Source organism: Vibrio splendidus (assembly GCF_003345295.1).
Taxonomy (GTDB): domain Bacteria; phylum Pseudomonadota; class Gammaproteobacteria; order Enterobacterales; family Vibrionaceae; genus Vibrio; species Vibrio splendidus_K.
This window is the reverse complement of the sequence record NZ_CP031055.1, coordinates 1,181,351-1,206,832: the sequence shown is the minus strand read 5'-3', so window position 1 is coordinate 1,206,832 and position 25,482 is coordinate 1,181,351. Positions and strand designations below refer to the sequence as shown.

25 protein-coding genes are annotated in these 25,482 nt (G+C 43.9%); 10 read left to right on the top strand and 15 right to left on the bottom strand.

Features of this window, described 5'->3' with window-relative positions:
• The first annotated feature begins 393 nt into the window (after positions 1 to 393).
• Both DUN60_RS05370 and DUN60_RS05365 read left to right on the top strand, forming a co-directional pair.
• On the top strand, positions 394 to 1,728 hold the full coding sequence (locus DUN60_RS05370; protein ID WP_114633390.1) for a sphingomyelin phosphodiesterase: 1,335 nt from the start codon (positions 394 to 396) through the stop codon (positions 1,726 to 1,728).
• A gap of 39 nt (positions 1,729 to 1,767) precedes the next feature.
• Positions 1,768 to 2,718 carry a chromosome partitioning protein ParA gene (locus tag DUN60_RS05365; RefSeq protein WP_114633389.1) on the top strand — a complete coding sequence of 317 codons (951 nt, stop codon included), beginning with the start codon at positions 1,768 to 1,770 and terminating at the stop codon, positions 2,716 to 2,718.
• 4 nt (positions 2,719 to 2,722) lie between these two features.
• Here DUN60_RS05365 and DUN60_RS05360 read toward each other — a convergent pair whose 3' ends face one another.
• Entirely contained in the window at positions 2,723 to 3,757 is a 1,035-nt protein-coding gene (locus DUN60_RS05360) for an AraC family transcriptional regulator (protein WP_114633388.1), read from the bottom strand.
• A 169-nt stretch (positions 3,758 to 3,926) separates the two neighbouring features.
• Between DUN60_RS05360 and DUN60_RS05355 the strand changes: the two genes are divergently transcribed.
• Positions 3,927 to 4,940 carry a DUF2804 domain-containing protein gene (locus DUN60_RS05355; protein ID WP_114633387.1) on the top strand — a complete coding sequence of 338 codons (1,014 nt, stop codon included), beginning with the start codon at positions 3,927 to 3,929 and terminating at the stop codon, positions 4,938 to 4,940.
• Positions 4,941 to 5,027: 87 nt separating this feature from the next.
• Positions 5,028 to 5,876: a sterol desaturase family protein gene (locus DUN60_RS05350; RefSeq protein ID WP_114633386.1), complete on the top strand. Its 849-nt coding sequence runs from the start codon at positions 5,028 to 5,030 to the stop codon at positions 5,874 to 5,876.
• A 15-nt stretch (positions 5,877 to 5,891) separates the two neighbouring features.
• Here the strand turns inward: DUN60_RS05350 and DUN60_RS05345 are convergent, their stop codons facing one another.
• From DUN60_RS05345 to DUN60_RS05330, 4 genes are read right to left on the bottom strand one after another with little or no spacing between them, the layout of a single operon-like run.
• Positions 5,892 to 8,330, bottom strand: coding sequence for a carboxypeptidase-like regulatory domain-containing protein (locus tag DUN60_RS05345; protein ID WP_114633385.1), 2,439 nt, complete (start codon positions 8,328 to 8,330; stop codon positions 5,892 to 5,894).
• Between the two features lie 47 nt (positions 8,331 to 8,377).
• Entirely contained in the window at positions 8,378 to 9,088 is a 711-nt protein-coding gene (locus DUN60_RS05340; protein ID WP_017090896.1) for a fimbrial biogenesis chaperone, read from the bottom strand.
• Positions 9,085 to 9,522, bottom strand: a complete 438-nt coding sequence (locus DUN60_RS05335) for a DUF4402 domain-containing protein (protein WP_004734872.1) — start codon at positions 9,520 to 9,522, stop codon at positions 9,085 to 9,087. The genes DUN60_RS05340 and DUN60_RS05335 overlap by 4 nt, the downstream gene beginning before the upstream one ends.
• A gap of 52 nt (positions 9,523 to 9,574) precedes the next feature.
• Complete coding sequence (locus DUN60_RS05330) at positions 9,575 to 10,009, bottom strand: DUF4402 domain-containing protein (RefSeq protein WP_004734871.1); 435 nt, start codon at positions 10,007 to 10,009, stop codon at positions 9,575 to 9,577.
• Between the two features lie 1,037 nt (positions 10,010 to 11,046).
• On the opposite strand from DUN60_RS05330, the gene sbcB reads away from it, so the two are divergent.
• The 5 genes from sbcB (at position 11,047) to purT (ending at position 16,136) form a co-directional block, all read left to right on the top strand.
• Positions 11,047 to 12,471 carry an exodeoxyribonuclease I gene (sbcB, locus tag DUN60_RS05325; RefSeq protein WP_114633384.1) on the top strand — a complete coding sequence of 475 codons (1,425 nt, stop codon included), beginning with the start codon at positions 11,047 to 11,049 and terminating at the stop codon, positions 12,469 to 12,471.
• A gap of 25 nt (positions 12,472 to 12,496) precedes the next feature.
• The gene (locus DUN60_RS05320; RefSeq protein ID WP_004734867.1) at positions 12,497 to 12,868 is read left to right on the top strand and encodes a CidA/LrgA family protein; all 372 of its coding nucleotides are present in this window, start codon (positions 12,497 to 12,499) and stop codon (positions 12,866 to 12,868) included.
• Between the two features lie 2 nt (positions 12,869 to 12,870).
• Positions 12,871 to 13,548, top strand: a complete 678-nt coding sequence (locus tag DUN60_RS05315; protein WP_012604141.1) for an LrgB family protein — start codon at positions 12,871 to 12,873, stop codon at positions 13,546 to 13,548.
• Between the two features lie 357 nt (positions 13,549 to 13,905).
• Positions 13,906 to 14,793 carry a cytidine deaminase gene (gene cdd, locus DUN60_RS05310; RefSeq protein WP_114633383.1) on the top strand — a complete coding sequence of 296 codons (888 nt, stop codon included), beginning with the start codon at positions 13,906 to 13,908 and terminating at the stop codon, positions 14,791 to 14,793.
• Positions 14,794 to 14,960: 167 nt separating this feature from the next.
• Complete coding sequence (purT, locus tag DUN60_RS05305; protein ID WP_017077980.1) at positions 14,961 to 16,136, top strand: formate-dependent phosphoribosylglycinamide formyltransferase; 1,176 nt, start codon at positions 14,961 to 14,963, stop codon at positions 16,134 to 16,136.
• Between the two features lie 108 nt (positions 16,137 to 16,244).
• Here the strand turns inward: purT and DUN60_RS05300 are convergent, their stop codons facing one another.
• Positions 16,245 to 16,898: a thiopurine S-methyltransferase gene (locus tag DUN60_RS05300; protein WP_114633382.1), complete on the bottom strand. Its 654-nt coding sequence runs from the start codon at positions 16,896 to 16,898 to the stop codon at positions 16,245 to 16,247.
• 323 nt (positions 16,899 to 17,221) lie between these two features.
• Here DUN60_RS05300 and DUN60_RS05295 point away from each other — a divergent pair, with 323 nt between their 5' ends.
• A complete protein-coding gene (locus DUN60_RS05295; protein WP_017077978.1) occupies positions 17,222 to 17,998 on the top strand; it encodes a RelA/SpoT domain-containing protein in 777 nt (258 codons plus the stop codon).
• 131 nt (positions 17,999 to 18,129) lie between these two features.
• On the opposite strand, the gene DUN60_RS05290 is transcribed toward DUN60_RS05295, so the two are convergent.
• From DUN60_RS05290 to DUN60_RS05250, 9 genes are all read right to left on the bottom strand, one after another.
• Positions 18,130 to 18,714 (bottom strand): c-type cytochrome, encoded by a 585-nt coding sequence (locus tag DUN60_RS05290; protein ID WP_114633381.1) that lies wholly within the window; start codon positions 18,712 to 18,714, stop codon positions 18,130 to 18,132.
• Positions 18,711 to 19,214 (bottom strand): hypothetical protein, encoded by a 504-nt coding sequence (locus DUN60_RS05285; protein WP_054546469.1) that lies wholly within the window; start codon positions 19,212 to 19,214, stop codon positions 18,711 to 18,713. The genes DUN60_RS05290 and DUN60_RS05285 overlap by 4 nt, the downstream gene beginning before the upstream one ends.
• Positions 19,214 to 20,440 carry a sulfite oxidase gene (locus DUN60_RS05280; RefSeq protein WP_114633380.1) on the bottom strand — a complete coding sequence of 409 codons (1,227 nt, stop codon included), beginning with the start codon at positions 20,438 to 20,440 and terminating at the stop codon, positions 19,214 to 19,216. The genes DUN60_RS05285 and DUN60_RS05280 overlap by 1 nt, the downstream gene beginning before the upstream one ends.
• Entirely contained in the window at positions 20,437 to 20,742 is a 306-nt protein-coding gene (locus tag DUN60_RS05275) for a c-type cytochrome (protein ID WP_114633379.1), read from the bottom strand. Before DUN60_RS05275 ends, DUN60_RS05280 begins: the two co-directional genes overlap by 4 nt.
• A 478-nt stretch (positions 20,743 to 21,220) precedes the next feature.
• Positions 21,221 to 22,087 carry a DUF302 domain-containing protein gene (locus tag DUN60_RS05270; protein ID WP_114633378.1) on the bottom strand — a complete coding sequence of 289 codons (867 nt, stop codon included), beginning with the start codon at positions 22,085 to 22,087 and terminating at the stop codon, positions 21,221 to 21,223.
• A gap of 91 nt (positions 22,088 to 22,178) precedes the next feature.
• Positions 22,179 to 22,844, bottom strand: a complete 666-nt coding sequence (locus tag DUN60_RS05265; protein WP_114633377.1) for a Rossmann-fold NAD(P)-binding domain-containing protein — start codon at positions 22,842 to 22,844, stop codon at positions 22,179 to 22,181.
• A gap of 39 nt (positions 22,845 to 22,883) precedes the next feature.
• A complete protein-coding gene (locus DUN60_RS05260) occupies positions 22,884 to 23,375 on the bottom strand; it encodes a hypothetical protein (RefSeq protein WP_004734854.1) in 492 nt (163 codons plus the stop codon).
• Between the two features lie 443 nt (positions 23,376 to 23,818).
• Entirely contained in the window at positions 23,819 to 24,115 is a 297-nt protein-coding gene (gene ihfA, locus DUN60_RS05255; RefSeq protein ID WP_004734853.1) for an integration host factor subunit alpha, read from the bottom strand.
• 523 nt (positions 24,116 to 24,638) lie between these two features.
• On the bottom strand, positions 24,639 to 25,370 hold the full coding sequence (locus tag DUN60_RS05250) for an SDR family NAD(P)-dependent oxidoreductase (RefSeq protein WP_114633376.1): 732 nt from the start codon (positions 25,368 to 25,370) through the stop codon (positions 24,639 to 24,641).
• Positions 25,371 to 25,482 lie beyond the last annotated feature (112 nt).

The window sequence follows — 25,482 nt, the reverse complement described above, 5'->3', positions numbered from 1 at the left end:
CAGTTCAGGATTAAAAACGACACTATCATACCTGTTTTTGAGGAATCTGTTTACTGAACAATGGCAAAATTTATGCTGATAGAGCAAGGCGGTTAGCGTTTTCCCTTATCGTGATTCACAGCATCCATTTCTGGTTATTTACCGACCTATGATTTCCACGAAAACAACCACTAGTGACTTACCCTCAAACCCAAATCGTTCCTCTATTTTTTAGCGTGCGCGCGTATCACTTATCATTCCGACAAAGCAATATGTTAATTTTCAATGAGTAGTCTAATTTATAAAACCATGGCATATATCTAATATTTGGATAATTCCCATAGAGTTATAACTCCAATGTCACAACTCTTTACTACGTTATTCTTTAAACCAATCAGTAAGGATAACGTGAAAATGAAAACTCAATGGACTTGCCTGAGTGCAATACTTGCATCAGCTTCATTCATTTCAACCTCGGCTATTGCAGATACCGATGTGTACCTGACCAATAACACTAGCCAATTAATGACGATTCAAACCAATCACACGGGTACCGACCAGCTTCAATTCGGTGATGAGTGGCAGCAACATGTTGAACAGATTGGCCCTTGGGAGACGAAGAAGCTGATCAGTTTCAATCGCTGGACTGGTGTGAAATCTGGGAAGACCTATGAGTTTGACACTATGGTATCGAACGCTGTGGGTGAGAGTGTCACGCTCAACCAAACCATGAAGGGACATTGGTACAACTCGACACTGCAACATGGCTTGAGTGCCGCAGACGTCAACCTAACGTTGCATGACGATCGTAATATTCATCGCAGTACAACCGATGCATTCGGGGTTAATGCAGAGCTAGCGCTTAAAGCCGATTCTACGGCGCGCTACGATGATATTTATTACACCATCACTCCACCAAAAGTGGATGAGCAACCAGAGCCAGATGCCAATACACTCAAAGTCATGACTTATAACATCTGGGCGCTGCCTGCCATCGCTTCACATATTGGTGACCGCTATGACCTGATCCCTCAATACGTAAAGGGCTATGACGTGTTGGCGCTACAAGAGGTGTTTGCTAACGGCAGAGATGAATTCTTGCGTGAGCTTGCGAAGGAGTATCCTTATCAAACCAAAATGCTCGATAAAGACGGGATTAACATCTATGACGGCGGTGTGATCATTGTGAGCCGCTACCCTATTGTCAACGAAGCGCAATACGTGTTCCCTGATTGTACAGGCACAGATTGTTTCGCTGATAAGGGCGTGAATTACGCTGAGGTCATCAAAAATGGTCAGGCTTACCATGTGTTTGGCACTCACACCGCGTCGTTCGATACGGATACCGCTCGTGACTACCGACAGCGTCAATTTAAACAGATGCGTCAGCTTGCTCAATCACTGGAAATAGCAACCTCAGAAACGGTTATTTACAGCGGTGACTTCAACGTGAACAAGCTGAAGTTCCCAGGCGACTACCAACAGATGTTCGCTAACCTGCAAGCCGCTGAGCCTGAGTATTCAGGTTATACCGCTTCCACCTTTGATCCTCGCATCAACAACTTTGCAGGCGAACCTATGTCTGGCGGGGAAAACGTCGAATACTTGGATTACGTAGTGGTGAGTTCGGAGTACGCACAAAAAACTCACAACAATAACCGCGTTGATGTTCCTCGTTCAACAAGCAGTAAGTTATGGAAGCACTACAACCTTTCAGACCACTTCCCTGTTAGCGCTGTCATCAAGTAACTCGGTGAACCCATAATGCATCGAGTTATATTAATCATAATGCTCGTCTTAACGGCGAGCATTATTGGCTATTCGTGGTCATCAAAAACGAACGAAACACCGCTATCTTCTGCTCAACACACAGAAGCTAAGTCGCGTGTTTCTACGACAACTGATGACGATAATTCCACGCCAACTGCAACCGCCAGTTCGGGAGATGCAGCATCGCAGAACAAACAAGCCGAGGCAGAATCATCGGGCGGAGAAACGCATGTTGAAAACTTAAGCGAACTTGAAGGTAAAGCTCTATTCGATGAACTCGATGGGTTCTGGGCGCTTTGCAAACAACGCGATGACTGCACTGAGCAACTCGCACGATTGAAATCAGAGTTGCCGAGTATATGGTTTGAGTTACTGAGCGACTATCCACAGCTATCAGTCGACTGGCAATTAACCCAAAGCACTATCCCACTAGAATCGATAGAAACTATTGAAGAGCGTGTTGCCCTATTCAAACAATCTGCACAGCAAGTATGGGGAGAGTTGGCCCACCAGCTATTCGCAGACCAGTTTGCGCATCTAGGTTTTACGCTCGACGCAAACACCCTTAAAGAAAACGAAGCGAGCCAGTTTTTGGCCAACTATCAAGGTTTGCTTAGTGAATGGCAAAACAATACGGACACGTTAAACGCCGAAACACAGCTTCAAAAATATGAATTGGCAGTCTCTTTGATACCCAGCAGCTATAGCCCTGCTGAGATAGTATCAGTCAAAGCCGACCTTCAAGAGACCTACCTAGATGAAATGCAGGCCAGCAACATTACCGCAAGAGAACAGCAAGTCGCGCAACAGCAACAAACAGTGATGACTTACCACGAGCAACTGGATCAGCTCAAAGCGATCTTAGGCTCTCAGCGTTCCTCAAGTTATGCCACTTGGACTCAACAAGATTGGGACAGTTACTATCAGCAGCAAGTATCCGATTTCAGGGAGCAATTTTTTAGCAAGTAACGCTTTAACTTAAACCGTCACGAAACTGCGCAGGCGTTTTATTGAGCCAACCTTTAAACGCCCTTCTGAAGTTTGCAGGGTCGCTATAACCGAGCCTTTCACCGATGTCATCAATGCTCATGGTTGTACCGAGCAATAGTTCTTTAGCGAGTTCCACTCGAACTTCGGTAAGCAATATTTGATAACTGGAATCATGGGTCACTAGCTCTCGCCTGAGCGTGCGAGAGCTACACCCAAATTCGTCAGCGAGTTGTTCAATATTCGGGAAACTGCCTGCAGTTTGATAAAAAATCGTTTTGATCTGGTTAGTCAGCAGATGCTCAGAGTCCAGCGTTTCCACTATCGACTGGCAAGACGCGAGATAGCGCTTCAGTGTCGTAGCATCATGAGTCAATAAGGTTTGTGATAAAACCGAGACATCAAAACGCAGTTCACAATAGTTTTGCTCAAAAATCACCGGGCACTGGAAGCGGTTGTCATAAAGCTTGGTGTAATTGGGACGAGCGTAAGGCAAAGCCAAAGTATGAATATCCAACTCATGACCAGTAAGTTCTTTGAACAAAGAGACAATTGAACTTAAGAAGTACTCACTGCAGAAAGGAAGGAGATCACCCACTTCCAAGGTGTTCTCAATCTGAATCACCGCTTGCTCGGAATCTAGAAACAATTTAACCGAGAAGATAGGACCATTAAGGCGCAGATATTTAAAGCCCGACTTGATGGCCTCCGCGACATTTTGACTGGTCGATAGCGCATAACCCAACACACCAAAATGGCTCAAGCTAGCGTGTTCACCCAACCAAAGCCCTAAGCCATCGTGAGGAAAACTCTGATTAGCCGCGCTAAACAACGCAAGTTTATCAGCGTAAGTCAGCTTTCCATTCGGGTCTTGCCAATCCATGGTTTCTAAACCCACGTCCATGAGTAGCCTTTCAATATCGAGACCTCGTTGCTCTAAGGTATTCAACAGCAGCGCGATATCTAATGTCCCCAACTGATGCCGATGTCCGGTTGGCTTATACTCCGCGATAATCTCCAAGCGTCTCTCCTTATATCTAACCCATTCCCATAAACATGACTACTCAGCTTTAACAACACTGCTGACAAAATCGTGATTGGTAACGCGCTCTTGTCCGAATATGACCTCCCAATTCTACGCTACTCATCGCACAATGGCTTTAATTGTTAAAATAATGTGAACCATCGCAATGATAAAAACAAATCCAGCCCCACACAGTTTGATTGATTCTAATGGTCAGCCGTTCATTGGGCATTTCGATGGCATCCCAAAGCACCTGAACATCGAGAACTTTGACTACCGAAACTCGATGGATTCAAAAGCAAACCCTTGGCAGAAACACTTCAACTACAAGCAATTCCAGTTTGTCAGCATCGTCACCGACACGCACATTATCGGCGTGGCCATCGCGGATATTCGCTACTTAGGATCGGCATTTTGTTATCTGTACGACGTAGAAAACAACCATCTGGAAGAGTCATCTTGGTTGAGGCCATTAGGCTTTGATAAGCATGTAACGCCTTCACCATTCGAAGGAAAGACAAGCATTGCAGATCAAAGCATCACCTTTGATATTGAAGACGGACAATGGCGAGTTCGCTTGAATACCAAACTCATAACGGCCGATATCGCTTTAGAGCCTGAAACCGATAGCTTGCCCTTGGCGATGTGCAGCCCAACGGGCTATTCAGGTTGGACTTACACCCAAAAGCACAATGCTTTGCGCATCAGCGGCGACATCCAAATCAAAGGAGAATCACTCGATCTCACTCAAGCTCGTGCCGGTTATGACTTTTCATCGGGTTACATGAGGCGTGAGACCAGTTGGCGCTGGGCAAGTATCAACACGCAATCCAATGGCACAGATATTGGCCTAAACCTCGCGGCGGGCGTGAATGAAACCGGAGGCTGCGAAAACGTGTTATGGGTCAATGGAACCAGACACTTGCTTAACCCGGTACAGTTTACGTTCATTCGCCAAGACACGAACTTGCCTTGGCAGATAACATCACAAGATGGACGTATAAACCTGACCTTTACGCCCTTAAATAACCGCAGCGAAAAGCTCAATTTATGGCTGTTAAAGAGTAACTTTCGTCAGTTCATTGGTCACTTTTCTGGCTCGATTGAAGACAACAATGGAGTGACACATCGACTCGATGGTGTTCTTGGCCTAACAGAAGATCACTTTGCTCGCTGGTAACGTAATTCTGCTGATTGAATCTCAGGCGAGCAAGTCTAAGTAAACTTGATACTAAGAACACGTATGGCGACTCAACAAGGATAAAACATGAATATCGACGCATTAATCAATCACCCAGAATGGCTACTGCTGGTATTAGCGCCCTTATTCGTGGTGTGCATGTTGGCTGAGTATTTTATCGGTCAGAAACAAGGTCGACTACCAGATAACTCCAGCTATAAACTTTCAGAGGTGATGTGTAACTTCACGCTTGCGGGAATGCATCAACTCTCCGATTTGATCACCGGGTTATTGGTCGTGCAGTTGTATCTCTTAATGTTTGGTTGGCGTTTAATAGACATTGAAATGGGCGTGCTGAGTTTCATTGTGTTGATGGTGTTGCAAGACTTTTGCTATTACTGGTTCCATAGAGCAAGCCATCGTGTTCGCTGGATGTGGGCAGCACACGTCGCGCACCACAGCTCAGAACAGATGAACTTCAGTACGGCTTTCCGTCAAAGCTTAATGTACCCACTTGCTGGGATGTGGCTATTTTGGGTACCGCTCGTCATCATCGGTTTCGACCCTAAATGGGTCATCTTTGTGGTGCTTCTCAACCTAGGTTTGCAGTTCTTTGTCCATACACAATGGATACGAAACTTGGGGCCACTTGAATACATCTTTAACACCCCTTCGCATCATCGAGTACATCACGGCAAAAACCCGCAATACATCGATAAGAACTACGCCGGCGTTTTGATCATTTGGGATAAGTTGTTTGGTACGTTCGAACCTGAAGTTGAAACCGTGCGTTACGGCGTCACTAAGCCAGTGAACAGTTTTAACCCGATAGTGGTCACCTTTCAAGAATGGAAGGCCATATTCAAAGATTTGAAGAACCGAGAGTTAACCATGAAACAGAAAGTACGATTGATACTCTCGCCTCCGTCAGACTAATCAAAGCGATCGGATTTAGTACACCTTATGAAAATCAATGAGGTTGAATGTGAGGTCGCTTACCCAGAAATCGCCGTTCAAGTCGGCACCCTGCACGTATCGCTTGTCTCCCATTTCTAAAGTCACAATGTATTTGCCCGCGATGAGCCCCTCTACCATGTAAAAACCATCGCTCTCAATCTCGCTCGAATACTCAGTACCTTTCTGGATGTGTTTAAAGTGCAGATAAGCACTGTTTTCTAGATCGCCTTCCACTGTGCCATCGACGCCAAATGACACCACCATTTCGATGTGAGCATGAGTTAGCCCGACTTGCTTAGTGTTTACAAATACAGGGTTTTGAATCGGCGTGAGGTTAAGGTCGAGTGCCCCTTCATCGATATAGATAGGTAGATTATCTCGAGCCGGAACACTTGAGAATTCAAATCGGCCTTTTGCATCACTGACCGCTCGTTGGTCCAAGATTTGTAGGCTTACGCCTTGTATGGGTTGTTTGTGGTGATCGTAGACAATGCCCGTCAGCTTAGAATGGTTGTATCGATTCCACTCAACAAACTCACCAATACTTTCGTCAAAGTAAGTTTTAGCACCGAATTCGGTCGTCATCTCAACACCGTATTGGTCTTCGGTTCCTTCTAGCTTAAAGAGTAAATAAGGGTTCACACGAGCTTCTAAAGAGGCGGAAAACGAAACCTCCTGCTTTTGATAGCGAGCCGATACGTTCGTCGTGAGCTCTTGAAAAACCTCTAGAGGATCTAGCAGGCACTCTTTACAGGCATTCCTTAGGGATAATTCAGTTCGTTCATGATGACCAGAGCCATCAACGGTTCCAGAAATATTCCACGATGTATCCGAAAAACCGCTTTTGGCCAAGCCAATCGTGTGTAGATAGTCTTCTTGATGGGAAGCTTTGGTGTATCGATAGTCACCGGCGTATGAGACAAACAGATTACGAGCCACTTTCGAGTTCAACTTGGGTTCAACGCGCAACTCATCTTCATCATCCCTTACCGTTAAAAAGGCCGTTAGATTGGCAAGCGACAGGTTGTATTTGAACACATCGTACTCCATCGACTCTAAGTCCAATTCATCGGTTTTATTGAGCTCTATCGATGCCGACTGATCGCCGTTGATCAAGATATCAAACTCCATTGGAAAGCGATTGAACTCAGGTAACCAACCGATATGACCCGCGAACCAATGCGCCGGTAAGTATCGTCCTTGAACGCCAATCAAGTCTTTGCCATTTTGCCTCATAAAGGCACTACCCACAGTGAAGTAATCGGCAAGCCCATATTCGAGCGACACAGCGCCAGCTCGGTCTGCACCTTCATTGCCCACCACTTGTACACCCCACTCGTTGCTTGGCAGAAATGCATCTTCTAAACCGGCAACGGTGATCTCTTCTTCCTGCCAGACACCTTTCGATAAGTAGTAGCGAAACTTGATGGTGTCACCTGGGGAAATGTTATCTTCTTCAACCACGAAGCGTCCAAACTCATCAGAGCGATAAGTGGTTTGATAAATGCCATTGACTAAAACATCGATGCTGATATTAGGTTGAGTAGTTCGTTCGAGTTGAAGGTTGCCGAACTCTGTCTGTCGCTTTCGGTTGGTGTAATAGAGCCCATCTTCGAGGGTTTGATTCACGGTAAATACGCTGCCATCTAATAACACATGGCCGACTTCCAAAGAGCCTTCACCGTCATGAGCTTCTACCGCAATGTTGTAATAAACGATGGGGTTATCTTCTCGTGAATCAATCGACAAGCGAGACAAAGAGTGTTCAGTGCTTAATATGGTGTCTGAGATTGCGTAAACATCACCGCCAGTTTCACTGTCGTGATAAACCGAAGTCGCTAAGCGAGTCGCCAAACCCACGGCGGCAACAGGTTCGAAAGCTGGCGTGCTTTCAGATCGCTTGAGATCCTCGGCCTTCTTACGTGATTCATTTTTCATCTTAGAAATAGCGGCTTCCAGTTCAGTCAATGAACTGAATTCAGGAGTAACGGTGAGCCGATAATCATCAATATCCCAACGCACTTTTGCCGGGATACAAGCTTGTAAGCTGTACCAGTGGATGTAAGTTTCTGAGTCGATGACTTGATATTTGATCGACTGGATATTGTTGTCATCGCGATAACAAATGGCTTGTTCGGTATCTAGAATGTACGGAGGAGATTCTCTTCCCACATCTTGAGGCAAATACAGTTCGCAATATCCGCTTTCATCACACTGACCATTCATTTCGAGCAGATAAAAAGCGGCATTGGATATCGAAATGAAGGGTTCTTCGTAGTCATCCATCATGACACGATAAAAGCTATCCCCCACTTTCCCGACTCGAACTTCAACATGGGCTGGATAAAGCTCACTCGCCTCACTTTCTGCTTCAGATTGCGAATACGCACCAAAAGGAAGCAGTGAAGCGAGCAACAAAAGTCGCCAAACCATGCAATTGAACACTGGCTTTTACAGAGTTCGCTTCAATGAAACGAGCACTACAGAACACATTCGTACAGAGGCTGTTCGTTCTGAACCAGTGAGATCTTTGAGCCTTTAGGAAAAGGCTTGGTTAATTCAGCATTACGAAGTAGCACCACTTTTTCGCTATGCTCATCAACATTCAATTTCGCAGTAAATTGAAAGTTTCCATCGTTGCGAATCTTGATGCTTTGGTTGTCACACGCAAACTTAACATCTTGCACCTGCTCACCTTTCTGAACATAAACGGGTACATAACTGTTGATGTGAAAGTTCAGTTGAAAGGCTGAACCATCACTGTTGGTTTTACTTGAAGATAACGCAATGTCTGATAGCTCTGCAGCTTTTGCTATTGGAGAAAACCACAAGTAAGCACGATATTCACCATCAGCCATGTCAGCAGGTAAAGCATTCATACGTAAGCGAACCGTGCGTCTTTGATTGGGTTTAAGTTCACGAATTATTGGTGGTGACACTTTAATCCAACTCGCGATATCTTCTGATTGCGCGATATTAGCGTCAGTTCGAACTAAGCCACTCGCCTTTACCGGGCGATAAATCGGTTTTATCTCCAAGCGAATAGGTTGATCTGAATTGTTTTCGACGACGATTTTTTCAGTCACCGAAGTGTCGGCATCCAGCACAAAACGAGTCGGTGCGATGAGTAACTGAGCATAGGCTTGTGTTGTGAAGATTAAGCCGAGAACACATGAGATAAACAACTTCATTTATAATTAACCTCAAAAGGGATTGTACTGGTGTAAAGGCCTGCTGGGTGGTTAGCGCCGATTTTCACTTTGGCACCAATACACAATAATTTGCTTCTTCCATTCCCTTTGATTTTGGCTCTACCACGCTTTGATAAGCCACAACCAAAATAGAACTTTCTAATACGCAGGCGTTTGGATTTACGAGAATGGTTTAGATATTGCTTGGAAGGGAGAGAAACCACGATTTTTTTACCAGGCTCACCTTCAACATAAAAACGAACCACATAAACCTGACTATTGGATGGGTTTGAATCCGCATTCTGGCCCGACCCAGAGATATACATACCCGGAAATTTCACTTCCATATTCTCAGGAATGATTTCAAGTGCATGAAAAGGGCTGGAGTAAATCATCAGACCAATATAAATCGCGTATTTGAATAGAACACTCATAGTAAAAGCGGCTGCTTTATAGCAGCCACAATATTACACTGGTTTCATTTAATTACTGGTAAGTAACATCTACTGCAACGTTAGCAGTATATGTACCAGCAACTAATGTCGCACTTGAAGTACGTGCAGTACCACCAATATTAAGAGCCGCAGTACCACCGGTAAGAGTAATAGCGTTATTAAAGTCAAATTCAGCTGCAATCGTATTTACGCCGTTAACCAAGTTAGTATCAGAAATACTTACTGTTACTGCATCACCAGATTCTCCAGAAAGAGTAAATGCCGCAGCTCCAGCATCACCTTGAGCGATAACAACGTCCGTTGTGTTGTCTGAAGTGATGATACCGAAGTCAAGATCACTTGTTTTTGTCATTGTAATTGCTTGTTTTACTTCTAGTGTTGCATCAAAAGTGTCACTCACAGCGAAAACGTTCGCTGAAGAGATAGAAAGTGCAGATACAGCAACAACCTTAAAGACTTTGTTCATTTTTTTAATCCTTTATATAAAATCGGCTTTATTATTAGGGTTACCTAACAGTCAATCAAAGTTAACAATTAAGTAACAACAATCCTATTTAGAAAATATATACATTGACACTTATTTATAAAGAAATGAGGCGCAGTGAGAATAAGATCACGCAAATTGATATAAATAACACTAACAATAATGATGGTATTGGTTCATTTTCACCAATTATATATAAAACTGGTTTTACACTTAACTCCTTTATTTTTGTACGTAATTATTTCTATAAAAAGACCTTAATTAAAGCAACCCTAAAATAAAGGACAAGAATAGACCCTTATTATATTCAGGTTAACTACTATATAGATCACCGTGTTGCAATGCAGTCTCAAAAATGAAACATACTGACAATTAAAATAAACTGTAATGAAAATGAAATATTAGAGCTTTCTTTATATCCAATTCAAACACGGATTATAGAAAGTATTAAAAATGAGACAAACATAACACTCCAGTAAAATTAACCCCGACAATCATAAATACCGAAAAATTAATTAAATCTAAGAGGATTGTATTGCGAAAAACACCTTGATTGGACAGAGCCAAGACAGGCAAGTGAAGCAGTTTAAACATCTGTGCTACGGATTAGACATCTGCGCTGCGGTTTAGACACAAGCACAGCGGATTAGCCTCAGGTACAGCTACAGGTACAGCCGATTAGCCACCAGTCAAAAAACAACGAGATGTTTCTAATCACACAGCTTTAGAGTAAAAGACAAACAAACTCATTCGCGGTAAACCTCAAACCCGACTCATCGCCTTACAACAGCTAAGGTGAAAAGATAGGGAAAACAGAGGTACACAGGCAGAATTGTGACCATAGAAAAGCCACAATTGGATTCAAAACCTTCCCCACCGACTCGATTGAATAGTAAAGCACCGTTTTCCGGCAATTTATTTGTGATCTGGGTTGCACGCGTACCGCATACTATCAGATACTGAACAAAACTAACCTTCAGCCACAGTAAACGTTCCGCGCTTGCTGTTCAGGAAATTCAATGAGTTCAGATAATCAGCCGACCTACTTCTTTTTTGATTACGAAACGTGGGGCGTTAGCCCAGCAAAAGACCGTCCGAGTCAGTTTGCGGGTGTTCGTACCGACCAAGATTTCAATGTTATTGGAGAGCCTCTGGTTATCTATTGCCAACCTCCTGCTGATTACCTCCCTGCGCCTGAAGCTGCGCTGATCACCCGTATCACACCACAGAAAGCGGCTTCACAAGGTCTTCCTGAACCAGAGTTTATCGCTAAGATCCATGCTGAGTTAGCGAAACCAAACACCACAAGCCTTGGCTACAACAGTATTCGATTCGATGATGAGGTAACGCGTTACACTTGTTACCGAAACTTCATCGACCCGTATGCGTGGAGCTGGCAGAACGGTAACTCACGTTGGGATCTACTCGATGTAATGCGCGCTGTTCACGCACTGCGCCCTGATGGTATCAACTGGCCACCAAATGAAGAAGGTTACCCAAGTTTCAAACTGGAACATCTATCGGTGGCAAATGGCATTGAACACGAGAACGCGCACGATGCGATGGCCGATGTTGTTGCGACCATCGAGTTAGCGAAGAAGCTGAAAGCTGCACAACCTAAGATGTTTGATTACCTCTACAACATGCGTCATAAGCGTAAGCTGAATGACCTGGTTGATATTGTAAACATGACACCATTGATGCACGTTTCGGGCATGTTTGGCCGTGACTGCAACTACACAAGTTGGATTGTGCCTATGGCTTGGCACCCAACCAATCAAAATGCCGTTATCGTGGTTGATTTAGCCAAAGATCCAAGCCCACTGTTAGAACTGGACGCTGATGAACTCAGAGACAGACTCTACACCAAACGCAGTGAACTGGGTGAAGACGAGCTACCCGTACCAATCAAATTGGTTCAACTGAACAAGTGCCCTATTCTTGCTCCAGCCAAAACGCTGACGGCTGAAAATGCCGAAACCATCGGTATTGATCGCCAACAATGCTTGAAGAACTTGGCACTGCTGCGCGAACACCCAGAGATCCGCGAAAAACTGATCGGCCTGTACTCACAAGAGCGAGAGTACGAAAAGAGTGATGATGTTGATACACACCTTTACGACGGTTTCTTCTCACCTGCTGATAAAACAGCGATGAACATCATTCGCGAAACTGACCCAAATAACTTGGCAGCTTTAGATATCACCTTCGGTGATGAACGTATTAAACCGTTACTATTCCGTTACCGTGCTCGTCATTTCCCATGGACGCTCGACGAAGCTGAGCAATTGAAATGGGCGAACCATTGTCGTGAGTTTTATGAGAGCCGTTTAGAAGAGTACATGCTCAACCTTGAAAACCTCGCGCATGAACATGAAAGCGACGAGAAGAAAATGGCTATCTTGAAGGCGGTTTATCAATACGTAGAAAAGTTAGCTAGCTAATTCCACTATCAAGAGACGTAACACTTTGAAAGAAAGATTGATCCAACTGGTTTACTGCTTAATCTCCTTCACCTTAATCATAGGTGCACTTACAGCAGGTAACGCGTTACAGCACTTTTTGGATACCTCAATCCCAGGCAGTATTTTTGGCATGTTGATTCTGTTTGCCGCCATGGTGATTGGTATTGTTCCTTCGCACTGGGTACAACCCGGTGCAAGCTTGATTATCCGCCTAATGATCTTACTGTTTGTTCCGATCAGTGTTGGGTTGATGGATCACTTCGACATGCTCATCGCGAACGCATTGCCAATTATGGCGAGCGCCGTTGGCGGCACGTTACTGGTGTTGGTGTCCTTATCATGGTTCTTAGACCGCTTGCTATCGAGAGGTAACTGATCATGTGGATTCTACTCACCATCGTGGTATTCCTGTTTGCTCGCTGGGTAAGTCAAAAAGTAAACTCACCGCTGTGTAATCCCCTGCTGATCAGCATTGGTATCATCATTCCGATACTCACGTTCTTCAAAGTACCGTTTGAGACTTACTATGCAGACAACACATGGATTACCTATATGCTGCAGCCTGCGGTTGTTGCACTTGCTTACCCGCTTTACGAACAGCTACCTCAAATCAGAGCAAACTGGCGCATCATTACCTTCGCTTGCACGCTAGGCAGTGTGATGTCGATGACAACGACAGCATTAATCGCAGTGGCTTTTAAAGCGGACTTAAGTTTGATTGCGAGTTTATTAGGTAAATCAGTCACCACACCAATTGCGATGGAAGTATCGAGCCATTTAGGTGGTGAAGCAGCAATTGCGGCAATACTAGTATTGATTGTCGGTCTGTTTGGGGCAATTTTTGCTTACCCAATCTACAATCTCATTGGCATTAAGAGCCCTATCGCGCGTGGTTTAACCATGGGTACCGTGTCTCACGCTTTAGGTACTGCGACCTGTGCTGAAAAGAATCAGGAAGATGCTGCATTCAGTTCGTTGGCATTGGTTCTTTGTGGGGTTATCACCTCAATCATTGCACCGAGTATATTTTCGCTCGTGGTTTGGTTCTATTCTTAACCACTTTGATTACAGTTTATACGCGCTCTAATCGATGAGTTGGTAAATAGCTAAACTCACTGGTTCGCGACTTTTAAGCGTTACAGATATCAATAAGCCCAAGCATAACCTGATTATTTCAGTGGTAGCTTGGGCTTTTTTCTCACATTTATTCATCAATACGTGACAAACCAAACTCAATTTCAAGCAATAAGTGCGATATCAATGGTAGTTTTTACTCTTGCAATCGATTTCATCTGTGACCTCACTCTAATTATGCAAACCAATGTAACAACAACAACACAGTAGTGATCAAAGTCACAGAAAATTCCTGAGCATTGCATAGAATTAAAGCCTAAGGTCAATTAAGGATTCAACATGAACAGTCGTATTACCCTGGCGCTGGAAAGTGCTCCAACAGCAATCAAAGCACTTTTGAGTGACATCGTATTAGCAGACAACTTTGACGCGACATTGTCTCCAGAACAATTTGCTAGCCTACTGCAAGCAAGTGGTTTCGCGGATGACGAGCTACGTATTGCGCTACTTCCTTTTGCCGCAGCCTATTCTTACGCTCCGTTATCTGACTTTTATGTTGGTGCAATCGTGCGTGGTTTGTCTGGCACTCTGTATTTTGGTGCAAACCTTGAAATCGCTGGTGCTCAACTTGGCCAAACAGTACACGCCGAGCAATCTGCAATCAGCCACGCTTGGATGAAAGGCGAGCAAGGTATCTCTGATATCACAATCAATTTCAGCCCTTGTGGTCACTGTCGTCAATTCATGAACGAACTGACCACAGCAAAAGAACTTAAAGTTCAGCTGCCACAACGTGATGAAATGTCTCTGCAAGAATACCTGCCAGACTCATTCGGCCCTGCTGATTTAGGTGTGACGACTGGCCTAATGACTAAGCTTGATCATAAGCACACGACTGAAGAAACAACGCCTATTGTTGTAGAAGCGCTAGCAGCACTAAACCGCAGCCATGCTCCATACACCAAAAACCTAAGTGGTGTTTCACTGCAATTGACGTCGGGTGAGGTTTTCACCGGTGCTTACGCTGAAAACGCAGCGTTCAACCCGAGCTTACCACCTCTACAAGTGGCGTTGATTCAACTTAAACTGGCTGGCTTCGATTTTGAACAGATTGAAAGTGCAGCGTTGGTTGAAATTGCCGAAGGTAGCATCAGCCACCTAGCGGATACGCAATCTACATTAGAAGCGATTAATCCCGACATTCCAGTGACTTACTTAGCAATCTAAGTACATCTAATTAACAAAACTTTAAATAAGCAGCCCTATTTAACGGGGCTGCTTTTTTTATACCTGTAATTAACGCAACAACTTGCGCAAACGTTTGCTTTTATCGTTGAAATAAGTATGATCACCCCGTTTTCAATCAATCGCTCAAAAGATCGGAAGGAATTTCTATGTTTGGTACTGCTACTCGTGAAAATGCTACTCGTGTACTTCTATTAGGTTCAGGTGAACTCGGCAAAGAAGTTGCTATCGAGTGCCAACGTTTAGGCTTGGAAGTTATTGCATGTGACCGTTACGCAGACGCACCCGCGATGCAAGTTGCACATCGTAGCCATGTATTAGACATGTTAGACGGCGATGCACTGCAAGCAGTCATTGAACTTGAAAAACCAGATTATGTGGTTCCTGAAATTGAAGCTATTGCCACCAGCAAGTTGGTAGAGCTAGAAGCTCAAGGCTTAAATGTCGTTCCCACTGCAAATGCGACGAAGCTAACGATGAACCGCGAAGGTATCCGTCGCCTAGCTGCAGAAGAGCTAAAGCTAAGCACTTCTCCTTACCGCTTTGCGGACACCTTTGAAGACTTCGCTGCCGCTGTTGAATTCGTGGGCATGCCTTGCGTTGTTAAGCCAGTAATGAGCTCTTCAGGTAAAGGCCAAAGCGTTATCAAAACAGAAGAAGATATTCAAAAGTCTTGGGACTACGCACAAGAAGGCGGTCGTACTGGCGCGGGTCGCGTAATCGTTGAAGGCTTCATCGACTTTGATTACGAAATTACGCTTCTAACCGTTCGCGCTGTTGATGGCGTTCATTTCTGTGCGCCTATCGGTCACCGCCAAGAAGATGGTGATTACCGTGAGTCATGGCAGCCACAAGTCATGTCAGACAATGCACTTAAAACCGCGCAATACACCGCTGAACAAGTGGTTAATGCACTAGGTGGTCACGGTATCTTCGGCGTCGAGCTGTTTGTTAAAGGCGACCACGTGATCTTCAACGAAGTGTCCCCTCGCCCACACGATACTGGCTTAGTGACTCTGATGTCTCAAGACTCATCGGAATTCGCACTGCACGTACGCGCCTTTACTGGTATGCCGATCAAATCAATCACGCAATACGGTCCATGTGCATCAGCGGTTATCCTTGGTCAAGGCACTTCAACCAATATTCGTTTTGAAGGTCTTACAGAAGCTCTAGACGCACCACAAACGCAAGTTCGCTTGTTTGGTAAGCCTGATATCGATGGTCGCCGTCGTCTAGGTGTGGCACTGACTCGTCGCAACAGCACTGAGACAGCGATTGAAGATGCAATTGAGAGTGCTTCTAAAGTAAAAGTAATTTACTAACCAGCGATTCCATTCTGAACAATAAAAAAGACGGGCTATCGAGCCCGTCTTTTTGTTGGTGTTATCTTTTTTATTGAAGCGGTTTTTTCGCTAGAGAGTTCACTGCGCTTAAGCGTCTGACTCAATCAAGTACACTTCTTCACTAAATCGAGACAAGCCTTTTTTGGCAATCTTCGGATGTTCATCGTCTGCAATATCTTGATTCAACAATGTGATTTTGTATCCCGCGAACAACTGATCAATCTCTAGTTTAGGTACGCTAAACGGAGGCCCTGCCATCTCGTTTTGGTCGTAATCCAGAGTTACTAGAAGGATCTTACCACCCGGTTTCAGTCGTTGTTTCAAACGCTCTACATACTGCACTCGCATCTCTTCAGGCAATGCGACTAAAGACGCGCGATCATAAATGGTATCGACAGGCTGGATTGGCGCTGAGAAGTAATCACCCGTGTAGATGTTCAGTTCATCAAATTGATACAGCTCGTGCTGACCACTGATTTGAGTCACAGTCGGGGTGTAAAGGTGCTCTGCAAAAAATGCGCGAACCGCTATCTGGCTTAACTCGACACCTTGAACATCTTCATGCTTTGAAGCTAGCCAAATCAGATCTTCACTTTTGCCACAAAGTGGAACAAACACACTCTTCTCGTAGCTAGGCTCAGTCTTTTCCCAAAATTTAATCAGAAGTGGGTTTACATCTTCGAGGTGGAAACCAATTTGGTTGGCTGCCCATTTATTGTGCCAAAATTCAGGATTATTCATCTTTCGTTCATGTTAAACAGTCATAATACAAGGGTACAGTATAGAGAGGTAAGAGCAACCTTAGCTTGGTTTAAAGTACCACATTGGTTTCGATAAAATCAGAAACTGGCTAAGTTCAAAGTTCTGATAATTGTGGAACTAACGGTTGGATTATTTGTCTATATCTTCACATTTTAAAGCAATATTAAACGTTAGAGTTGGTTTCTGTCTTAGCTAGCCCCATTTAATATGTAGTGAGTTTAGTTAAGCTGTTTTTACTCTTATGCGTTACTGGTTACCCCTTTTGACTACCCGTTTTTGTAACCTTGTATTTTGGAGTTTGAATGAGTGTATTTCTCCGTACGACGGCCCTAATGCTATTGGTATTGAGCCGAGCGCCTGCATTCGCAGCAGCACCTGTTTCAACAAGTTCGACTGATCAAACGCGCACTCCTGCGCAAAACCAAGTTTCATCAAACGTATTCCGTCATAGTTTGAGTGGCCTTTACGGCATCAAAGCCTTCGACTCACGCCCGACTCAGCCTTACACCGACTTCGATATTCTGTACAGCAAAGCACATCAAGGCCAAGCTGAACTAGAAACTATCTGTAAAAGTACTGCCCTACTCACCAATTCTGAAGCGCTATTTGCTGGCGTTAAATCTCAAGCTCGTGCAGAAGAAAAAATCGCCCTTGAGCTTGATGGTGATGTGACAAAAATTACGGACTTAGCCCGTGCAACTATCATCGCGAACGATGTAGAGAGCTTGGTTGAAGTTTACGAAGCGCTAAGCCGTGAAGCAGACGTTGTTAAGCTGAAAAACAAGTTTAAATCACCAGCCGACTCTGGTTACCGTGACCTTAACTTGTTGGTTCGTTTGCCAAAGACCAACATCATTGCAGAGGTTCAACTTCACTTAAAAGCGATTGCTGATGTGAAAAGTGGCCCTGAGCACGAGCTTTACGAAATCATCCAAGGCATTGAGCGTCACGCAATTGCAGAACAACGCCCTATCAATGACATTGAAGCGGCACAAATTAATAGCCTAAGACGCCAATCTTTAGAGCTTTATCAACAAGCATGGCAACCATACATTACCACGCACATCAAAGCGGCTTAACCACTGGCATAAACGCTTATCACAAACAACAACGACAAAGGGCCGCATAATCGCAGCCCTTTGTTTTATTTACTGTTTTACCTATCGAATCTCGTAAAAACCTACTTAACCAACTTCCCAGAAAGCCTCACCTATTGGTGATAATACTCTTTAGTGCGATTGTATAAATCCAATGGCTTCAACGTGCTATAAAACGCCGCCGCATCTTGTAAGTCTTCATCCGAAAGGTGTTTCACCACCGACTGCATGTACAAATCTTGGCGCTCATCGCTTTTAAAATTGCGCAGCTGCTTAAGAATATACCCTGCTTTCTGACCTTTGATGTTTGGATAAGATTGTACGAAGGGAATGATCTTGTCACCATGACACTGACTACATAGATTCTGAACCAACTTTTCACCTGCAACTAAGCTCGGAATGTAATCCTCAGTGATTACCTTGCTATCGACAAGAGTTTCAACCTCAGTTTTAGCTTCCGCTTTAAGCTTCGGCGCTGGTTCCGACTCCATGCCCAATGATTCGACTCGCGAGGCAACTTTATCTTCAGTGCTCGGCTTTTCATCAGTACACGCAGACAGCGACAAAACTACTGCTGCAGCGGCTATCGCAATAGCTCTATTTGCAACAACTCTATTAACTATAGCTCTATTAACAACAGCTCCATTCGCAACAATTCCATTCGTAAGAGAGGTCCGCTTTAATCGATTGATGATCATAGGATGTCTCCCGGCATAGGTGGCATCAAGGCGCTATCAATAGGCTTACGACGATACTTGTTCATATCGATGCCTTTGTCTTGATAGTAGGTACTGAGGTAATCCAATACCGGATCCCAAGTATCAGACAGATCCCACAGCCCTTGAGTGTCGACCATCCACTGAATGGTTTCACGCCATTGCTCTCGGTTACCGCTATTCTGAGCAACGATTAAGCTAGTATGGCAGGCGTTACATTGCCCTTTCACGGTCTCCCAACCGGGTGCCATAATTAGACCCGACGTTTTGTCTACGCCGTAATACTCTTTCGGATTCTCTGGAACTTCATCAGCATGAACAAGCATCGACGTTAACAAACTACACACTAATGCCGCTCTCATTATGCCTTTACGGTAACTGCGCTTGCTGGCAGGAGTTGAGTCTGCATGAAATGAGTGGCCATCAACCAAATTAGTAAGTTTAGAACTGCCATCAATAGGCTTATTGGAAATAGACAGCATCACGACACTCTTACAGCAATACGGTGACAACCATTGAACAGATAACCTTTAGGGTTCCATTGCGGTTGTACGACTGGCTGGCTATCGCCTTCACTGTCGGTTGCCTTTGTCCAAATCTCGTAATAACCGGTCGTAGGAAGGTCTAAATCGGCTTCCCACTGTTGCCACGCGCCCTTATTTGCTGGCTTGTTCAGCTTCGCATCATGCCAAGTAGTACCGTAATCGTAACTCACTTGCAGCTTCTCTACGCTTCTTAACCCAGCCCAAGCATGACCACTGACTTTAACCTTCTTACCGAGGGCAAACTCTGTCCCGCTTTTTGGAGAAGTAATTAGCGACTTCACAATCATCTCTTCAATGATTCGGAAATCTTTGTTATTCACTTTCTCACCCGGGGCGATTGGGTTCTTAGGCACTTGATAAGCAGGAGCCGCCATCTTGTGCCCATCATGAATCTTGTTTCGGATACTGATGCCTGTTGTGCATTTCTGAGACACAGAAGCCGGTCGGCCGCCAAATACCGTTCGTAGTGGATAACCATGGAGATAAGGGATCGGCTCGCCATTCATTTCCCATGCAATTAAGGCGTTATCGTTCATCGCAGCTGCAATAGGAACGCCACGTGAAATCGCCTCACCTTTACCACTCAAGTGCTTATCAAAGCCATGGTTACCGACGTAAACCGCATCATCTTTAATTCCACAGTCTTTAAGCACATCACTCAGCAACACACCTGTCCACTGCGAACAATAGACGCCAGCATTGCTCCATTGATTGCCTTTGGTGCTTGGATAAAAGTTATTACGGCTGTTACCACCACACTCTAAAACCAAGCTTTGAGTATGATGCTTAAACTTCGATTTCAACTCTGCGATCGTATAGGTTTTGCTTTGCTTTACCGATTCACCTTTCACCTCGAAGGTCCAAGTATCAGGGTCCATCTCCGTAAAATCAGGCATCAAGCCATTCCAACGAACAAAGGGAACATCAGCAGGAGTCACGGCTGGCGCAAGCATACTTTCTGGCGGATACGCATTCAAAGGGTTGGTATTTAAAACGGTGTAGTAATCCGGTAGATCTTCAGCTTTTGCCCACGTTAATGCGTTGATATCCAGTGCAGTTAAACCTTCAGGGCGATTTGCGGCAAATACCCACGACACCGGCAATGCAGATACTGCGGTTGCTGAAAGCGCGGCTTTAAGGAACAGTCTTCTATCTAAACTCATTGCGGTGACCCTGTGTTATTCAGTTGGTAAAAGTAATTGGCTAACTTCTTGATGTCTTCTTCTGACAATAGTTGCGCGACTTTGGACATCGTTTTGTCCTCACGCTTACCACTTTTAAAGTCAGTCAGTTGCTCAGTAAGGTAGACTTGATTTTGCCACCTAAGGTTAGGGATAGAGGGAAACGAGGTGTCGTTGTTACTGCCATGACAAGCAATGCACATCTTGGCGAGTTGCTGGTACTCCGCTGCCGAAGCGACAGTCGATAAAAAGAGTAACATCAAAGCTAAAGCGGACTTACGCAAAGCTTCTCCTTAGATTTAGATCAACAAAACAGATTAACTGGCTGTTTATTGAGCGCATTACAGCAAATCACTCGAGTGATTTAAATTCAATTAGATTTAACCTCTGTTCAATTTCACTGAACGGATTTAAAAAACAAATAAGACGCATTGAATACATACTGCCTAGCTGTCCATTTTAAATGCACGGGTAATTAATAAAGACGGGCATCGATGTATGGATACAAGATAAGGTGCTGGGAACAAAGTTGTATGACTGAGCTGAAATGGCAGGTATTGATCGACTGTGGAGAATAACTAGACATAAGATCTCTGCTTGACGGGCGTAAACAGAGCTCATGCGATGGTAATTGGTAATTGGTAATTGGTAATTGGTAATTGGTAAACTATAGATATAGATATAGATATAGATATAGATATAGATATACAGACTTACTGGAACCGCTTAGCAAACAAATAGCGCTTCTAGTAAAAACACCCCCTACTTCGATACTGATCCGCCAAGGGTTTTGCTTAATCGAAAGTTAATGATCTTGTGAGATATTGCGTTATCACCGTAATGCAGTTCCGACATCTCGACAATGTCGTTATAGAGCACAATAACCTTGTCCCCTTGCTCGATAACAAGAACCTTTTGACCAAAAGCATCTAGACCAATGCTAGGAAAATCAGTCATCGCGGTCGCGCCAGGAGCTGGCCCTCCAAACACCAACAAAGTTGCTTTAGGAATCGATTGTCCAATCGATTCGGCCTGAGCCTTGTAGTCCCAATTCATAAACCAAACCGTGTCATCTTGTTCAAGAACATCTCGCTTAATATTCTTTAAGGTCGTCTCAAAGTCATAATTAGATTCAAGCGCTTCAATGCCATACCCTTGCTCTAAGGTGTCACTATTAACCGCAGAAACGTTGTCTAGCCCACGAACAAGCTGCTCAACCTGCAGTTGGTATTGTGTAAGCGTGGGTTCATCTGTGATCCCATGTCTTTTTTGAATAAACTCCGCGTCTGTGTAGACCGTCTTTTGAATCCCGCCTTCCATGTAGTTTAAAACTCGAAAAGGCAGATCGAGTCCTACTTCCGGGTTGAGTTTTAGTAATGCGGTATTAAGAGCGTCATTGGTGTAGAAATCCACACGACTTGGAGCCAAATACTCTCCTGCTTGTTCCGCTAAACGAGAATGGTCGATAGTCAGCACATGATCTAAATTTTGCCCTTGGGCATTAGCTTCGACGGTCAAAGCATTCTGATCGACGGCTTGTAGCTCAGAGACATAAGCAATGGGATCAACTGTTGACTCACATCCCATCAAAGGTAACGCCAGCAACATCATTAAAGAGCAGTTTTTCATTGATAACCTCTTAATTTTTAATCACATGCCCAACAAAGCTATACCTATACCTATACAGTATCAGTATCAGTAGAGTGAACGCAGATTCACGCTAAGAAATGAGCTGATTCATCGCAACCGAGTTCAATCTTTCAACCTGATTGGAATGGGGCATCATCGATATCGTCAAAATGCTTTGAGCAATAACAGACGACTCAATCGGGACATATTTACTTAGATTGCCGATCATTAGCGGCTTAACAATTTTCAATAAACCTTGCAGAAATTTTTCATCCGTTCTTTTCTCATCACGGTCGCCCGCTAAAGGCCCGGGATGTAAAAAAGTCGTTTGTTCAAAACCCAGAGATTCGACCTTTGCTTCCATCTCACCTTTGCAACGAAGGTAATGGGAACGAGCGTTAATATCCGCTCCAAGGCATGACACAACAATGATGTGACCTACGCCAAGCTGCTGCATTTTCTCAGCGGTAGCTGTGACTAAATGGACATCAATTTCGCGCAGTTTTTCTTTCGTGCCAGCTTTCTTAATCGTGCTACCCAAAGCAATGATGCCAATCTCTGGCGGTTGATCCATTGTGATGTCTGGAGAGACTGACAGCGCTTCGTCAATCACTTGAGTCAACTTAGAACCTTCAACAGCCAATCGATGTCGAGACAATGCATAAACGCGATTTACCTCATCACTTTTAAGCAGTGCAGCAAGCGTTTCTTTACCGACTAGGCCACTCGCACCAGCAATAATTATTGATTTGTTCATATTAGTTTCACCATTTAGTCGATTAACACTTACTGTGTACTATTTAATTTCTTCAAGCATTGCGTTAGGTATGATGCTTTCGATGGCAATGTACTGCTCAACATCGAGTAACAAGAAACAGCCATAAGCCAAACCACTCCAACCTAAGATCGACAACGTCAGCATGGCGAACGTCTTTCTCCAACCTTGATTAAGCCGCTTCGAAACAAAGGTGTAGCTTGGAATTCCCACCAGAACAGGGGCTAAAACAGCCATCGTAAGTTGACCATATTTATTCCATCGCTTCATAAAGCGTCTCAGCTTGGGCTTAAAAGCAACGGTTTTGTGGCGATTAAAAATGCTCGAATAAACTGGCGCGACCTTCCACCCAACATAAGCTGCCAGTAATGCGGGAAGTAGATTAAATAATAGCATTTCAGGGTATGAATATGACATGAGCGCTGCCAGAGCAGGCCCTGAATACGTTTTCCAAAGACTCAATAGCGCCATTGAAAACCCAATGAATAGATAACTTTCCAATGCTAGTGTCATAGATGCGATTCTCTCTTTGAACTGCCTGTTTGAAAGGCTCTGTGCAGAAATTTCCTGATTTTCAGCCACCCTTTCACTCTGTACTGCTGACACAATAAACAAAACAAACCGATCGGTCTAGTGTTTTTTGTATCTGTTTACACTGAGTTCCTAGTACAAGCATAAGAAGCAAACTAGACAATTGGGTGAACTTTAAAAGTATATGGTGCAGATAAAGTTATGACAGGCTCGGAAATACATCAGTCTTAAGCTGTGGGGTTGAGAACCAACCGTGAAATCAACGAATCTAAAGAGATGGGCATAATGACGGTGAATGGTGAATGGTGAATGGTGAATCTAGGATTGGGTTTGGAATTTGGAAGTTAAAGCCGTTAGAGATTGAATGGGTGTTTTTCCTTGGGATAGATACAAAAAGACCACGCTAGGCGTGGTCTATTGCTTGGCTACTTCTCGATTTTAATATTCTCGACTCGGGCCTTTAATTTTTGTCCCGGTCTAAAAGTAACAACACGTCGAGCAGAAATTGGAATGTCTTCACCAGTTTTCGGGTTACGACCAGGTCGCTCGTTTTTCTCACGAAGATCAAAGTTACCAAAACCAGACAGTTTTACCTGTTCGCCATTTTCAAGTGCCTTACGAACTTCTTCGAAAAACACTTCAACCGTTTCCTTGGCATCCCGCTTGCTGTATCCGAGTGTTTCAAACAGGTTCTCAGCCAAATCGGCTTTAGTGAGTGCCATAAAACTTTCCTCAAAGCTATGTTATACATTGCTACCATCGCCAGTAGCGCCAAAGCATTTACCCTATTCAATCAATGAGATAAGGTCGTTTACAAGGAAAGTGTATGCCAAGCTTCTGATTTTCGCCAACTTTTTTATCTCAACTATTTAATTATTCTTTCAAATCAGAAAGATAAGTCGCTTGTAAATTCACATATATGGCTAAAAAACATCTACTTAACCACCATCAAATAGAACAACATGCCTATTAATTAACTAAAAATAGAATTTAATACTTTAGAGACCTAAATGATAATTTTTGAGACTTTTATCCTATACCCAATAAAATCAGCGACTTGATTTGATATCGGACTCAACAGAGGTTATTAAATAAGCGTTATTAAATATGAGATTTGTATCATTTCAGCATTTAATTCGAATTAGCCTGAATAAAACCTTACTGAGTTACGCTTCCCACGGAGTCACTTGTTTAGAAGTTAACATAATAAAGCTCACCTTTGCATAAACAACCTAGCCGATACGGCTAGTATTGAACATGGCTGGTCGATGCTCCATCTACGTACCAGTTTGCCCCAGAAACAAAACTCGCAGCAGGACTAGAAATAAAGGTCACCACGTTGGCTACTTCTTCAGGGGTAGCTAAGCGACCCATTGGATTTCTATCGATAACTTTCTGGAAAGTGTCCGGCTCTTCACGCTTACACCGCCCCCATAAACCATCAGCAATATATGTGTCTCCAGGCGAAACAGTATTGACTCTCACCTTACGAACGTAGGTCAAAGACAAGGACTTCATATAATGGGCAAGCGCGGCCTTCCCTGCTCCATAAGCATTGGCGTTACAAACTGTATATCCACTCGCTTTCGACCCAATATAGGTAATTGCTGCGCAACGCGACTCAAGCAATTTAGGTAAAACTAACGCAATACCCTGTTGCGTGGCTGCAATGTCTTTTTGCAGAACATCTTCCCATTCATCAGAGAGTGCACTTACATTGGGAACAAAAATATCGATATTCGGAATTGACTCGATCCAAGCTTTCATTTGTACCAAATTATGGACATCGACCACTTTTCCGACCACTTGCTTTGGCGCCTTTCCAAGTTGTTTAAGCAGCTTATCTATCCGATGTTGAGAACGGCCACAGAACCAAACATTCGCCCCTTCGTTAGCAAAGCCTTCAACTATTTTCGCCCCAATTCCACTAGAACCTCCAGTGACAACAACATTGATATTCCCTAACCTTAAATTCATCGCAACCTCTCAAATAGTATTGATTACCGAAAGGAAGTATCAAAAAAGATCGCTTACATTTCAAAGAGAATAATAAAAGTGACACTTTATGCTACCTTAGGTGTATGAAATA

Excerpts from the sequence above, each read along its gene's own strand:
- DUN60_RS05370 (WP_114633390.1), top strand. The coding sequence starts at position 394 with ATGAAAACTCAATGGACTTGCCTGAGTGCAATACTTGCATCAGCTTCA.
- DUN60_RS05365 (WP_114633389.1), top strand. The coding sequence starts at position 1,768 with ATGCTCGTCTTAACGGCGAGCATTATTGGCTATTCGTGGTCATCAAAA.
- DUN60_RS05355 (WP_114633387.1), top strand. The coding sequence starts at position 3,927 with ATGATAAAAACAAATCCAGCCCCACACAGTTTGATTGATTCTAATGGT.
- DUN60_RS05350 (WP_114633386.1), top strand. The coding sequence starts at position 5,028 with ATGAATATCGACGCATTAATCAATCACCCAGAATGGCTACTGCTGGTA.
- DUN60_RS05345 (WP_114633385.1), bottom strand. The coding sequence starts at position 8,330 with ATGGTTTGGCGACTTTTGTTGCTCGCTTCACTGCTTCCTTTTGGTGCG.
- DUN60_RS05340 (WP_017090896.1), bottom strand. The coding sequence starts at position 9,088 with ATGAAGTTGTTTATCTCATGTGTTCTCGGCTTAATCTTCACAACACAA.
- DUN60_RS05335 (WP_004734872.1), bottom strand. The coding sequence starts at position 9,522 with ATGAGTGTTCTATTCAAATACGCGATTTATATTGGTCTGATGATTTAC.
- DUN60_RS05330 (WP_004734871.1), bottom strand. The coding sequence starts at position 10,009 with ATGAACAAAGTCTTTAAGGTTGTTGCTGTATCTGCACTTTCTATCTCT.
- sbcB (WP_114633384.1), top strand. The coding sequence starts at position 11,047 with ATGAGTTCAGATAATCAGCCGACCTACTTCTTTTTTGATTACGAAACG.
- DUN60_RS05315 (WP_012604141.1), top strand. The coding sequence starts at position 12,871 with ATGTGGATTCTACTCACCATCGTGGTATTCCTGTTTGCTCGCTGGGTA.
- cdd (WP_114633383.1), top strand. The coding sequence starts at position 13,906 with ATGAACAGTCGTATTACCCTGGCGCTGGAAAGTGCTCCAACAGCAATC.
- purT (WP_017077980.1), top strand. The coding sequence starts at position 14,961 with ATGTTTGGTACTGCTACTCGTGAAAATGCTACTCGTGTACTTCTATTA.
- DUN60_RS05300 (WP_114633382.1), bottom strand. The coding sequence starts at position 16,898 with ATGAATAATCCTGAATTTTGGCACAATAAATGGGCAGCCAACCAAATT.
- DUN60_RS05295 (WP_017077978.1), top strand. The coding sequence starts at position 17,222 with ATGAGTGTATTTCTCCGTACGACGGCCCTAATGCTATTGGTATTGAGC.
- DUN60_RS05290 (WP_114633381.1), bottom strand. The coding sequence starts at position 18,714 with ATGATCATCAATCGATTAAAGCGGACCTCTCTTACGAATGGAATTGTT.
- DUN60_RS05285 (WP_054546469.1), bottom strand. The coding sequence starts at position 19,214 with ATGCTGTCTATTTCCAATAAGCCTATTGATGGCAGTTCTAAACTTACT.
- DUN60_RS05280 (WP_114633380.1), bottom strand. The coding sequence starts at position 20,440 with ATGAGTTTAGATAGAAGACTGTTCCTTAAAGCCGCGCTTTCAGCAACC.
- DUN60_RS05270 (WP_114633378.1), bottom strand. The coding sequence starts at position 22,087 with ATGAAAAACTGCTCTTTAATGATGTTGCTGGCGTTACCTTTGATGGGA.
- DUN60_RS05265 (WP_114633377.1), bottom strand. The coding sequence starts at position 22,844 with ATGAACAAATCAATAATTATTGCTGGTGCGAGTGGCCTAGTCGGTAAA.
- DUN60_RS05260 (WP_004734854.1), bottom strand. The coding sequence starts at position 23,375 with ATGACACTAGCATTGGAAAGTTATCTATTCATTGGGTTTTCAATGGCG.
- ihfA (WP_004734853.1), bottom strand. The coding sequence starts at position 24,115 with ATGGCACTCACTAAAGCCGATTTGGCTGAGAACCTGTTTGAAACACTC.
- DUN60_RS05250 (WP_114633376.1), bottom strand. The coding sequence starts at position 25,370 with ATGAATTTAAGGTTAGGGAATATCAATGTTGTTGTCACTGGAGGTTCT.